The 12,496-nt window shown below is 46.8% G+C and carries 10 protein-coding genes; 7 read left to right on the top strand and 3 right to left on the bottom strand.

The window, feature by feature from the left end:
- Nucleotides 1–202: 202 nt before the first annotated feature.
- From LZG74_RS09025 to LZG74_RS09040, 4 genes are all read left to right on the top strand, one after another.
- Nucleotides 203–619: a DKNYY domain-containing protein gene (locus tag LZG74_RS09025; protein ID WP_233796217.1), complete on the top strand. Its 417-nt coding sequence runs from the start codon at nucleotides 203–205 to the stop codon at nucleotides 617–619.
- Between the two features lie 161 nt (nucleotides 620–780).
- A complete protein-coding gene (locus LZG74_RS09030) occupies nucleotides 781–1,902 on the top strand; it encodes a hypothetical protein (protein WP_233796218.1) in 1,122 nt (373 codons plus the stop codon).
- 411 nt (nucleotides 1,903–2,313) lie between these two features.
- Nucleotides 2,314–3,027 (top strand): T9SS type A sorting domain-containing protein, encoded by a 714-nt coding sequence (locus LZG74_RS09035; protein ID WP_233796219.1) that lies wholly within the window; start codon nucleotides 2,314–2,316, stop codon nucleotides 3,025–3,027.
- Nucleotides 3,028–3,048: 21 nt separating this feature from the next.
- A complete protein-coding gene (locus LZG74_RS09040) occupies nucleotides 3,049–4,185 on the top strand; it encodes an FAD-dependent monooxygenase (protein ID WP_233796220.1) in 1,137 nt (378 codons plus the stop codon).
- A 98-nt stretch (nucleotides 4,186–4,283) separates the two neighbouring features.
- Here the strand turns inward: LZG74_RS09040 and LZG74_RS09045 are convergent, their stop codons facing one another.
- Together LZG74_RS09045 and LZG74_RS09050 are read right to left on the bottom strand one after the other, a co-directional pair.
- The gene (locus LZG74_RS09045; RefSeq protein WP_233796221.1) at nucleotides 4,284–5,435 is read right to left on the bottom strand and encodes a glycosyltransferase; all 1,152 of its coding nucleotides are present in this window, start codon (nucleotides 5,433–5,435) and stop codon (nucleotides 4,284–4,286) included.
- A gap of 4 nt (nucleotides 5,436–5,439) precedes the next feature.
- Nucleotides 5,440–6,459: a lysylphosphatidylglycerol synthase transmembrane domain-containing protein gene (locus LZG74_RS09050; protein WP_233796222.1), complete on the bottom strand. Its 1,020-nt coding sequence runs from the start codon at nucleotides 6,457–6,459 to the stop codon at nucleotides 5,440–5,442.
- A gap of 7 nt (nucleotides 6,460–6,466) precedes the next feature.
- Between LZG74_RS09050 and ruvC the strand changes: the two genes are divergently transcribed.
- Entirely contained in the window at nucleotides 6,467–7,051 is a 585-nt protein-coding gene (gene ruvC / locus LZG74_RS09055; RefSeq protein ID WP_051350151.1) for a crossover junction endodeoxyribonuclease RuvC, read from the top strand.
- Between the two features lie 2 nt (nucleotides 7,052–7,053).
- On the opposite strand, the gene LZG74_RS09060 is transcribed toward ruvC, so the two are convergent.
- Nucleotides 7,054–10,224: a zinc-dependent metalloprotease gene (locus LZG74_RS09060; protein WP_233796223.1), complete on the bottom strand. Its 3,171-nt coding sequence runs from the start codon at nucleotides 10,222–10,224 to the stop codon at nucleotides 7,054–7,056.
- 282 nt (nucleotides 10,225–10,506) lie between these two features.
- On the opposite strand from LZG74_RS09060, the gene LZG74_RS09065 reads away from it, so the two are divergent.
- Both LZG74_RS09065 and LZG74_RS09070 read left to right on the top strand, forming a co-directional pair.
- Nucleotides 10,507–11,151 carry a TetR/AcrR family transcriptional regulator gene (locus LZG74_RS09065; protein ID WP_233796224.1) on the top strand — a complete coding sequence of 215 codons (645 nt, stop codon included), beginning with the start codon at nucleotides 10,507–10,509 and terminating at the stop codon, nucleotides 11,149–11,151.
- Entirely contained in the window at nucleotides 11,129–12,463 is a 1,335-nt protein-coding gene (locus LZG74_RS09070; RefSeq protein WP_233796225.1) for a TolC family protein, read from the top strand. The genes LZG74_RS09065 and LZG74_RS09070 overlap by 23 nt, the downstream gene beginning before the upstream one ends.
- Nucleotides 12,464–12,496 lie beyond the last annotated feature (33 nt).

Here is a 12,496-nt window from a genome sequence, read left to right on the forward strand (position 1 = left end):
GTTTATATAGCGTTATGTGATCAGGAAAAGGCTGTCTCGTTTTGAGACAGCCTTTTTTTTGTGCCCGGCCACGCGCCTGGCTTTCTGTGCTTAGCAACCAGCAACGACCTATCCCTCAATAGCGACAACCGGGAAATCATCGGATTTTGAGGCTATGGACAAATGCGATAACCTTATTGATTCATCTGACTTTTATGAAGAAATGAGATATCTGCTTGGCATATTGGTGGTTATTTGTCTTGTATGGATTTGTTCAAAATGCATTGGATGTTCGTACAAAAAAGGTGTTTTCAAGCCCGGTGCGCTCACACCCGCAGGCTACCACGTAAGAGATCACAGGGTCTATTATTATGGTGGGTTAATGAATGACTCGATCAAGGAGCTGGTCAATGTGGATGCGGCAACATTCGAAATCGTACGACTGGACACCGATGTTCCCGGCTATGTAAGCAGTTCCTATTATGCCCGCGATCATAAACAAGTATACTATCGGGGATATACTGTGCCCGGCGCCGACCCCGGCTCTTTTAAAGCGACGGGGCAATATAGTGGCGGGGACAAAAACCATGTTTATGACCAAACACGGGCGCTCCCAGACGATCCGGAGAATGAAAATTAACACGCTTTCCGCTCACCGTAAATCTCACCCTTAGATAACTCAATCTCACCTCTGACTCATTGGATTCTTCATCTCTGCGGATTAATACAGAACATTAGGCTCAAATAAGGGCATCGCCCCAGGGCATGCACATTCATTATACTAAAAAAACAGATTAAACTATGAGAAACAGGACTCTACACTTACACATGCAGGCGGGGAAGCAGCTCTATCGAAAGTTCAAGACCGCGGTCGTCGCATTTGCGTTCCTATGCGCAGGGCAAAACGCTTTTTCGCAAAACGTAGGCGTAAATACAAATAACCCTCATCCAAGCGCCTCGCTCGAAGTGGCAGGGACAGATAAGGGATTGCTTATTCCAAGAATCTCGCTTCAATCTCTGACGGATAATGCAACGATCCCAAATCCGGCGACGGCTTTGCTGATTTATAATACGAATGCGGGGATTGGGAAAAAAGGATTTTTTTACAATTCCGGAACATCTGGAAATCCTATATGGAGCAGCGTTGGCGGACTCGAATTCCCCTCTTATAATTCACCCAATGTTAATGCAGCTGCATTTTATCTTGAAAACCAATCTCAATCAGCCAATGCTATTGGAATCCAGGCGACAACAAATTACGGCGTAGGCTTGCATGGTTCAACGGTCTTTGGGCAGGGGGTTGTAGGTTATGCTTTCCAAAACGGAACGGGCGTTCTTGCAGAAGCACAAAATACTTTGGGAACAGCTCTTAAGGTAAAGGGGAAAATAAATATCGCAGGGCCTGGGCAATCGCCTGGAGCTGGAAAAGTGCTTACTTCTGATGCGAATGGTTATGCGACCTGGGAGAATATGGGTGGCAGTGTTGCTTTCTCGGCGAGTGGAATTAAGGGAGGGGGAAGTGAGAAGTTGCCACCTGGAATCTCAAAGGTGCCCTTTGCAGTGGAAGAGTATGATCTTGGGAATAATTATAATGATGTGAATGCAGCCAATCATAGCACCTTCACTGCTCCTTTAAACGGAATTTATAGGTTTGAAATGGCCCTGAACTTTAATGGCCAAATACAAGATCCGGGATTCAAGGCAGGCTTGGCACTTATTAGAACCAGAAACGGAGCTTCAACTCAAATCTCTGAGCTAAATGTAGAATTTGAAGCCAATGGAATAATTGCCTATTCTAGGACTTGCGAAGCGCTTATTGGTGACCAATTTCATATTGACGTGTACATCTCAAAGGCAGGCGTTGAATTGTTTGTTCAACCCGATGCTAACTATTTTAGTGGCCACTTGGTTGCTAGAAAATAAAACATTTATCATCAATGACTTCAAATATTCGATGAAATCTTACGCATTGATAAGCCTGCTTCTTGGCGCAATTCTAGCGACTGATGGCACGGGGCAACTTAACATTCAAGGAAACAGCCTATCCACTTAAACAGGTGTATCACTGCATTTCGATGATTTGTCGTTGGCGCCTGCTTCGGATTTAAGTCTGGACAACAATGAGATTACTCGGCTAGACCTACGCATTGTTGATTTACCACATCAAAGTAGTGCTCGAACTTATGAAGTTATCATTCCTACTGCCTTTACCGATGAAATTGAGATGCTGCGTAAGGAGTTGGAAGGCATGCGGGAGATGGGTAAGCGGTTGGAGTTGCTGGAAGCGAGTATCAATAGCGGAGCAAATTCCGGGACAACAAAATCTGCTGCAAAATGAAGAGACTTTTAATGTTATCCGGGGTATGCTTGTCAGGAATAATGGCAAGCGCCCAATCCATTTCCCCCTCCGGCATCTATGGTGCGTCCAACACTTCTGCCAGCGGCGGAATGAGCGTGACTTGGGTTCTGGGAAGTTTGACGCCGGAAGCGATGTCGGCGTTACCTGTTAAACTTATTGATTTTAAATGTATGCTAACAGATGAACTAGTAGTTTCAGTCACTTGGAGCACTTCCGAGGAAACCAATAGCGACCATTTTGAAATCCAGCACAGCATTAATGGTAAGTATTGGAGCGAGATCGGTCGGGTGAAGGCTGGTGGAGAGAGCAATGTGACAAGGACTTATGCATTTGAGCACAGTAGCCCCGTGAAAGGCGATAACCTTTACCGGCTGAAAATGGTGGATCAGGATGGGACTTTTGCGTATAGCCGCATGCGTAACGTTCACTATGGAGGTGAGGGGGGCCTTACGTTTCATCCGAACCCGGTTGTAGACAGGCTTTCGATTAATGCCAGGGATTGGCCTTCATTGGAAAATCTTAAAATTATAAATGTGTCAGGCGCGAAAGTAGCAGAGTTTAACTACGCGCAACTGCGGGATATGGCCGGCAAGGAGATTGATTTTAAGAAATATCCTTCCGGCGTTTACATTATCAGCATTACGAGGAATGATGGCACTGTGCAGTCGGAGAAGATCATAAAAAATTGATAAACTAACAGCCCAAACCCCATGCACACAAAGGACATTGCGATCATCGGTGGCGGAATTGCAGGTTTAACCCTGGCTATTTGCCTGAAAGGTTCACGTTTTAAGTGCCATATATTCGAAAAAAATGCGGAGTTTAAGGAGATCGGCGTGGCAATCAGTTTATTCCCCAACGCACTGCGGGTATTAAAGCAACTTGGATTGTTGCCGGAAGTCGTAGGAATAGGCAGTGCAATCACCAGGATTTTTATGAAGACAGACAAGGGGAGAATTCTCGCCCAGACCGAGCCGCGTTATCAGCTTCCGGCACTCGGGATGCTTCGCACAGATCTTTACGCAATCCTACTCAAACATGCGGAAGCGACATTTTACCCCAATCATACATTGGAATCTTTTGAAAGCACGGGTGATGGAAAAGTGAAACTCACTTTTAATAATGGTGACTCCAGAATGTTCGACGCCCTGATAGGAGCCGATGGGATCAATTCTGTTGTGAGGCAGGGCATTATGAATGATGGGAAGCCGGTTTTTCGGGGTTATAATATGTGGCGCGGCATTGCAGCGTCCAACTCAGAAATTCATTACGCGAGCGAAAGTTATGGAAAAGGTAAACGGGTAGGCATCGTCCCGCTCCCGGACGGGCGATACGGCTGGTGGGCTACATCGAACGAAAAATTTATGGCCGATGATGAGCCCGAAGGAACCAAGCCAAAGTTACAAAGGCTCTTTGGTTACTGGCACCATCCCATTTCAGAGTTGATTGCCAAAAGTGACTACATCGTTAAGGATAGCCTGTCCGACAGGATTCCCGTCAGGGGTTGGACCAGGGGGAATTGCACACTAATAGGCGACGCAGCACACCCGACTACACCCAATCTGGGGCAAGGCGGGTGTCTTGCTATTGAAGGTGCTTACTTATTAGGTGAGATCATGAGAAAATATGGCATTACAGACACAGCATTTCAACTATATGAATCGATCCAGTTTCCGCGGGCAAAATCAATTGTTGACGACAGCCTGATGTTAGGGAAAATGGGACAGTGGGAAAATAGTATGGCCGTTTTCCTAAGAAATATGGCCATGGCCGTAGCACCTCAATCGATTACGCTGAAAGTAATCGACAAATACTTTCTGCAAGACGTTACGTCATTGAAAATTTGAATGCAATACATCCTTATAAAATTGCATTGTGTGCGTATGTTGGCTTTCCAGCTCAATTAATCCTCGCCAAATGCCACTCTAAAAGTGATTGTTTTTATTCAAACCAACTTCCTCCCTTTCCACTCATACGCGGGCTTCTGCGCTGCCAGCCCGAAAAAGCACACATAAAAAGGATAGATAATCTGTGTGATCGGAATGTAGAGAATCGATTTCTGCTTTTTAAGGAAAGTCAAAACAGAGCCGAGAAAAAGCCACTCCGGCAAGCATTTGGCAGATAACAGGCTTAGAAAAAAGTAGCCATCCACTAGTCCGAACGCAAAAAGCAATCCGCTTACGATCAGCGAAAAATTGCAAGCGAAAATGTAGATCGCCAATAACAGCGGTGTTTTGCTTTGATAATGTTTCCACTTACTCGCCCAGCGCTTCCGCTGCCGGAAGAAGGCCTGCCAGTTATCATGCGCCTTCGTCGTCACAGTCGCCCTTGGATCTTTTAAGAAATGAACCCCTTTCGGATACTTGGCTGCGATTTTGTGCATCAAAAATTCATCGTCACCCGAGGCAATGTGCCGCACGCCTTCAAATCCATCGACTTCAATAAACGCATTCTTTTCGTAAGCAAGGTTCGCCCCGTTGCATAAGGAAGGATAGCCAGCCGCAATGGCACTCGCGCCGCTGCCGATAAGGCTTGCGAATTCCACAGTTTGCAAATGGTCAGTAAGCGTTGTTTCCTCAGAAAAGGTGACCGGTGCACTGATTAACTTAGCGTTTGTGGCCGCATAACAGGCTGCAATAGACTGTAACCAACCCGATTCTACGCGGCAATCCCCGTCGGTGGTGACGATTAAGTTGCCTTTTGCACGTGATATGGCCGTTTCAATCGACCGCTTTTTGGGAGAAGTCGTAGCCGTGTCGGGCAGCGTGATCAGATGAAGGTTTACCTGCGATTTTGCAGCCAGCGCCTGAACGATCGCCGCAGTGCGGTCGGTGGAGTTGTCGTCCATGATGAGCACTTCAAATTGCTCATGCGGGAAATGTTGCTTATCCAGGTCATTAAGCAGCAAACCAATGTTATCCTCCTCATTCCGCACCGGGACAATGACCGTGATGAAAATCCTTTTATCAAACTTAAAAACACCCGATGGCTTGATCCGATTCCAGAAAAAGGTAAGAATGAATGTAAAAACCGAGTAACTCAAAATGACGAGCCAGAGTAGGGGAATCAGCCAGGAAGTTATATAATGGGTTGTCATTGAATCAGTTATTGGAGCCTGAAAATTTCATCTTACTCCATTTATATTTCCAGATCAGGAAAATCCCGATCAGGATCGGTCCGAGCACATTGAGTATCCAAACCAAAAAAGTTGCCGCGATAATCTCGTCCGCAGGCAAATGATATTGTTTAAAAACCAGCAAAGCAGTGAATTCCCTCAGTCCCAGATCACCCAGCACATTGATAGCCGGGATCAGCGTTTTGGCCAGAAAAATCAACGAAACCGCAGAGGCGAGTTCAAGCGCAGGAACGGGAAAGTTGAAAAGGGATAGCGCCAGGACGAACTGGCTCAGGAACACGGCGTAACGCAGCGACCCATATAACGTAGAAACACCGATATCCCATGCAGCGTAATTGCCGATAATGCGAAGATAAGTGTGCATTTTCTGGAAAACCTTGCGCCTCGGATGCCAGTCGGTGAGTGGTTTGCGGAACTGTATAACCAAAATCCCGGAAATAATCACCACGGCAAGGACTACATTAATCACCTGTTTGCTTTGCAAAGAAAGCCCTATTTTTTCCTGCAAATGCAGCCAGCCCACCGCTCCGGCCACCACGGAAATGTAAAACTGAATGCCATTGGAAACAATCGCCGCCCCAATCGCTTCCAGCCGCCGGTCCGACTTCAATGCGGCCACGCGCCCGATGGTGTCGCCAAGCTGCGCCGGAGCCGCAACGCCAAATGCAAGGCCGGTTAATGTGCCCCGAAATGCGTCCCGGAAGCTGATATCAACCACTTTTTTGGCCAGTTGCTGCCATTTCAAACTTTCCAGCGCCCAGTTGACAGGCACCAGCAGCAGCATAAAAAACAAGATCGGGAAATGATCAATCACAAGGATATCATGAAAAACAGCGCCGACGTCGCCGATGCCTTTTTGCTCATTCCGGAATGTTTTATAGATATAACTCAGGATCAGGAGCGTGATGATGAGCTTGCCCAGCCAGAGGAGGTTTTGCAGGTTTCTTTTTTCTTTGGCAGGGGAGAGTTCCTTATCTTGCACCATGATTAAAATGCAGCAAACCGACGCTACCGAAAAAGTGATTATTGGAGTGGATCCCGGCACCCAGGTGATGGGTTACGGGGTGATTTCGGTGAAAGGCCAGCACATTACTTTGGTTCAATATGGTGTGATTCATCTGAGCAAATATACTACGCACGAGTTGAAGTTAAAGAAAATCTTTGAGCGCATCACCCAGCTCATCGAGGAATATCTGCCCGACGAAATGGCGATTGAAGATCCATTTTACGGCAAAAATCCGCAATCCATGCTCAAACTTGGCCGCGCGCAAGGCGTGGCGATGGCAGCCGCCCTCGCCAGGGACATTCCGATCGTCGAATATTCGCCCAAAAAGGTGAAGCAGTCGGTGACAGGCAGCGGAAGCGCTTCGAAGGAGCAGGTTGCCTATATGCTGGAAAAAATTCTGAACATGGAACTGAGCCGCGAATTCATGGACGCCACCGACGGAATCGCGATTGCCATTTGCCACCAATATCACGCCAATTCACCTGCTTCTGTCTCAACCGGCTCCTCCAAAAAATCCAAAAAGGGCGGCTGGGGCGCGTTTGTAAGCGAGAATCCGCAGCGCGTTAAATAACCTCAGCGTACCATTCTCAGTGTTTTCGTCACATTGCCGGCTTTGAGCTGATAAATGTAAATCCCCGATGGAAGCAACTGCCCGTCAAGCTTCGCAATGTGCCAGCCCGCAGGAAATTTGCCGTCTGCTAATAATTTGATTTTTTGACCTTTAACATTAAATAGAGTCAATGTCATCTGTTCGTCGGCGGGGAGGAAAAAAGCAATGTCCGTGCTCGCACCGGCTGGGTTAGGGACATTCTGCATCAAAGTAACTTCATCAGGCATGTTAGCATTGGAAGATGCGATGATTTTAAATGCAACACTTTCATTGCTAGTTACTTCCGGTTCTGTGGTTGCGGTTCTTAGTTGATAAGTGCCGCCCATAATGTCGTCGGGAATCGTTAGGGTGTAAGCCCTGTCCGTCATGTTCACGCCGGTAATTTTTGTGATTGCGTTGTTGGCGGTGTTGCGCAGGATAAAGGTGGTTTCGTTATTTTTTCCAAAAGTCGTGTTTGTGGTCAGCGTCACGGTTATTTCTTCGCCGGCATTGTAGGATGCTTTGGGCTGGAAGCGCTGGAACTCATTTTCCTGAAACGAGTGGATTTCGCCTCCGGTTGTAAGAATCAACAGCTTATCATTAAAAATAGTAATGTCAAACGGCTCTTTCAGTATATTCAGGCCATCGGCATAAGCGGTTGTTTTTTGGTCTTTGTACCTAATCAATGCATGCGGCTCGTAATTCTGATCGGGATAACCGTAAGCAGCCGCCCACATTTGATTGTTTTTGTCAAAAATGATTTTTCGGATCATGTAACCTGGCAATGAGAAGAGCGGCTCCCATGCCTCGGAGTTTTTCCTCAGCTTCGAAACACCCCATTCGCCATAGGCAAAAAGATTCTGCTGGCTGTCAAAAGCAATGCCTGCAATACCTGGATAACCGTTCAAATGAGGCTGCGGAGCCCAATGATTATCTTTAAATGAATAGACCAGGCCACCCTCCATCACCGCCCAGACATTATCCGCGGCATCCGCTGCAACGCAAATCACGTGATTGCTGCCAAGGACATCCTGGCCGTAAAATGTCCATTCGCCATTCAGGAACCGCCCGACGCCGCGGTCAAATGTTTTGAAAAATATACCCGTTGAAGCGGTAATCACAAGCGGCGCCAATTCGTCCGAGAAAAACTTTTCGTTTGCAAAACTTCTGTCATATGTTCCGTCGACCTTGCGTTTGAGCATTGCATTGAAGCTCATTGCGAAAACGTCATCCCATCCGGCGCCGAAAAAATGGATGGTGTTCGGGCTCTTGCCTTTTGTCGTTGCTATGGTGCTGGCTTGCCAGGTTTTGAGGTCTTTTGATGCATAAAAGCCGTTGCTGAATTCGTAGACGTACAGTTTGTCACCAGCATTATAAAAACGGTTTTTCAGCACACCATATCCATTTGAAGTGGAAAGCAGGTTTTTGGAAACCACGCCCAGGAATTCAAATCGCGAATCATCCCAATTGGTTTTTATTTCGAAATTTTTCCAGGCAGTGAAAATACCAGGCATATATTGCGCTCTGGTCCGACCAAAATAAGCCTGGTTTTCCTGTAAGCCGGGTTGAAAAACACCCTTGTTAGCGAAAGCACCATTCATTTCGCTGAGCGCAATGGAATCTTTGAAAATAACATTTTTGAATGCAGCGTCACTGGCAATCTCAATGCTCTGCCAAAACCCGGTGTGCATGGATGAGATGAGCGTCGAAACGGCGATAATGGGCTTGGCTGCTGTATTGGAAAGATTTGTAGCGGGCAACAACGTGGTGTTCCATGGGGGGAAGAAGTACTGGGCGTCAGTCCATTGGCTGAATACATTGTTCTTTTTCACCCGAAGCCGAACGGCATATCGTTCGGAGCCGCTGGGCCTGAGTATAATGTTGAAATGCTGAATTTTTTGGCTGGTAACGGGGAAATCATGATAGATACCACGATCATTCTGGTTCTTATCAATCACTTCAATCTGATACGATTCTATGCCCTCGTATTGCTGTAAACGCCCGGAAAATAATCCGTCATTTCTCCATAAAGCACTCATTAAGAGCGGCGAAGCAGATTTTTGGTTAAACGGCGAGATAGAAAATGACAGCGTAGGAGACCATAATACCGCCTTTGGAATCTGCCCGGTGCCTACGCGCGCAAAATAGGATCCTTCGCCTTGCCCGGCGGATGTGAAATGTGACTGGGCAATCAATGTGTCCTCGACAATGTTGGTGAAAGCAGCGTCGCTGGCAATCTGGAAGCGATATTGGTCTACACCAAAAGGCGTTTTCCAGCGAAATGAAGGCGTATTGGAGGCGTTTTGAGCGTCATCCTCATAAACGATCAATGAATCCGGCGCGTTCGGGTTTGCCTGAATGGCATTTAGTCTGAAATTCCCATCCATATTGCCCTCGGCATAATTCCGCATCAGGTTCTGGCACAAAGGGTGAAAACGCAAAACAGACCGGCAATAGGACATTAGAGAACCATTGACAGATTCCTGATAGCCTTCTTCGCACTCCGAATTCGAACCTTCCAAAGTCGTACAACGGTCGATCGGGCCTCCTGGCCACGAGCAGTTATGCGTATGCGGAGAGCCTAATGTGTGCCCAAGCTCATGACAAAGCAAATCGACGGCAAGGTCAGGCATTTCGGGCCGTGGAAAATTGGAAGAACACATGCGATAGCCGCCATAAAACCAGCCATCCCGGCTGGAAAGGCTCACCACTGCGTCTCTTTCGTCATTTCGGTTGGATGCCCAGTAATTCTGAACATTGCCATAATACTGAAAATCCTCATCCAGGGCATACGGCTCGGGCTTGTCCCAGATCAGGATTGACGTGATGGTCAGTTTCACATTAATATCCCGCTCGAAAATAGCGGAGGCACGATTGATAAACTCGACGGCGCGCCTTGTAATCAGGGCCTTATCTCCGTCGTAGAGCATATATGTTTTATAATTAATGTCGAGGGCGAGCCTGTATTCCAGTTTTTGCTCGTTGGCCGTTCTGGCGCGGGTGAGGTCTTTTACGCGAGCGAATTTTTGAAGCCGGGATGCTGATAATGAATCATTGGTGCCACAGACTGGAAGACTTTGCTGAGCCAAGGCTACATTACAAGCTGCCAGAAAAAGAAGGATCAGCCCAAGGTTTTTGGTAAAAAGTATTTTCATGGAACGAGGAGTTTTGCCAAAACGCAGGCCTGCGGAGCAAACGGATGTTTTCATGTGCCCGTTTGCCTTAAAAATAGGACAATGTTCCCATCATTTTCGTTGCAACCGGCCTTTCCTCGAGATTAAAAAAATTTTAATGGTATTAAAGCAACATTTCATTTTACTAATCAAACGTTTGTTTAGTAAAATCAAACAAGCGTTTGATTTTTGTTTTGAGCCAGCGTAAATTTGCATCATCATTATCGGATAGCTAATACTAACAACTGTTAATGAGTCATTTAAATGGAATATAACACAAAGCAAATACAAATTATAGAAGTCGCTGAACGCCTGTTCGCCGACAAAGGGTTTGCGGGAACTTCGGTGCGGGACATCGCGCAGGAGGCCAATGTGAATGTGTCGATGATCTCCTATTATTTCGGATCCAAGGAAAAACTGATCGAGGCACTTTTTGCGATGCGGATGGGTGAGTCCCGCTCGCGGATGGAAAACTTGCTGAGTAACGAAGATCTAATTCCCATTCAGAAAATCAACATCCTGATAGACAGTGCTATTGACCGCCTGATGGGAAACCAATGCTTTCACAACATTATGATGCGCGAGCAGCTTTCCTCGGAACGCACGCCCACCATTTCGGAGCATATCAGGACTCTAAAAATGCGCAATATTCAATTGATGCAGAAGCTGATCGAGGAAGGACAAGCCCAGGGCGCATTTCGCAAGAACATTGACCTCAGCCTGATGACCACAACATTATATGGGACGATCAATTACGCAATCGCCACACAAGAATTTTACAAGCGGATCAATGGTCTGGAAGACATGGAAGAGGCTGAATTTCAGACGCATTTGAGAAGAAAGTTAAGCCAGCACTTAAAAAGTTTATTTAAATCAACAGTAACTAATGAACACCACAACCAGGACTAAAAGAATGGTTTTTGCGATCGCCAGCGTGTTCTGGCTCGCCGCAACCGCTCATTCGTTCGCCCAGGAACAGCGCAAGTTGACGCTGGAAGAAGCGATTGAAATGAGTTTACAAAACAGCAAACAGCTCAAACTAAGTCAGACCAACGTGGACCTTGCCGGTCTGAGTATTAAGCAGATCCGGGAGAATCAGTTGCCAAGTCTGAGCGTTTCGGGATCTTACCTGAGATTGAATTCTCCGAACATTAACCTCAAACTACCCAGGAACGGGAACGACAGCACACAAACCAGTTCTCCCGAAGTGCACCAGGTAATGTACGGAATGGCGAGCGCATCTCTTCCGATTTTTTCAGGTTTCAGATTTAAATATGGCTTGGAATCAGCACATTACCTGGAACAGGCAGCTAAGCTGGACGCCGAAAACGACCGGGATGCCGTGATCCAGAACACCGTGGCAGCGTATAGCAATTTGTACAAAGCAAAAAAATCGGTGGATCTGGTTGCAGAGAACCTGTTGCGGGAACGGGAGCGCGTAGCGGAATTTACAAACCGTGAAAAAAACGGAATGCTCGCCAGAAACGACCTGATGAAAGCCAAATTACAGGAATCGAACATTGAGCTTGCCTTGCTGGACGCTGAAAACGATCTGAAAGTAACGACCATTAATATGAACCTCCTGCTGGGCATGCCTGAAAACACGGTGCTTGCAGCGGATTCGGCCAGTTTTATCACATTAAAAGAAGAAGGCAATGCGGCAGAATGGGAGCAAACGGCCATTTCGCATCGCAAAGACATTGCAGCCAACGGCATCCGCCAGAAGGCCGCAAATACAGACATTAAGGTTGCCAAGGCAGATTTTTATCCCAATGTGGCCCTAACAGCAGGTTATGTTGCACTAAGCATCCCCGGCGTTGCCACGATTCCAAATGCGATGAATGCGGGAATTGGCGTTCGCTATGACATTGGATCACTGTGGAAATCGGGTGCGAAAATCCAGCAGGCGAGAACGAAAGTTTATCAGCTGAAAACAAATGAAGAGATCCTGCTGGACCGCATTCATTTGGAAGTCAACACGGCTTATTATAATTATGTTTTAAGCAAAAGAAAAATCGATGTGTACGCCAAAGCAGTGGAGCAAGCCGACGAAAATTACCGGATTACCAAAAACAAATATGATAACAGTCTGGTAACCACCACTGAATTACTCGATGCAGACGTCGCCCAAGTGCAGTCGCGCATCAACTACGAAGCCGCCAAAGCCGACGCCATCGTAGCCTACAAAAAACTAGAACAATCAGCAGGAGTGATTAATTAACCGAAGATCATATCGGACATTCACTCATTCAGT

Origin of the sequence: Dyadobacter sp. CY327 (assembly GCF_021390415.1) — a bacterium.
GTDB classification, from domain to species: Bacteria; Bacteroidota; Bacteroidia; order Cytophagales; family Spirosomataceae; genus Dyadobacter; species Dyadobacter chenhuakuii.

Bases quoted from the DNA above. Each gene is read 5' to 3' on its own strand.
- ruvC (WP_051350151.1), top strand. From the start codon at position 6,467: ATGCAGCAAACCGACGCTACCGAAAAAGTGATTATTGGAGTGGATCCC.
- LZG74_RS09065 (WP_233796224.1), top strand. From the start codon at position 10,507: ATGGAATATAACACAAAGCAAATACAAATTATAGAAGTCGCTGAACGC.
- LZG74_RS09035 (WP_233796219.1), top strand. From the start codon at position 2,314: ATGAAGAGACTTTTAATGTTATCCGGGGTATGCTTGTCAGGAATAATG.
- LZG74_RS09050 (WP_233796222.1), bottom strand. From the start codon at position 6,459: ATGGTGCAAGATAAGGAACTCTCCCCTGCCAAAGAAAAAAGAAACCTG.
- LZG74_RS09070 (WP_233796225.1), top strand. From the start codon at position 11,129: ATGAACACCACAACCAGGACTAAAAGAATGGTTTTTGCGATCGCCAGC.
- LZG74_RS09040 (WP_233796220.1), top strand. From the start codon at position 3,049: ATGCACACAAAGGACATTGCGATCATCGGTGGCGGAATTGCAGGTTTA.
- LZG74_RS09045 (WP_233796221.1), bottom strand. From the start codon at position 5,435: ATGACAACCCATTATATAACTTCCTGGCTGATTCCCCTACTCTGGCTC.
- LZG74_RS09060 (WP_233796223.1), bottom strand. From the start codon at position 10,224: ATGAAAATACTTTTTACCAAAAACCTTGGGCTGATCCTTCTTTTTCTG.
- LZG74_RS09025 (WP_233796217.1), top strand. From the start codon at position 203: ATGAGATATCTGCTTGGCATATTGGTGGTTATTTGTCTTGTATGGATT.
- LZG74_RS09030 (WP_233796218.1), top strand. From the start codon at position 781: ATGAGAAACAGGACTCTACACTTACACATGCAGGCGGGGAAGCAGCTC.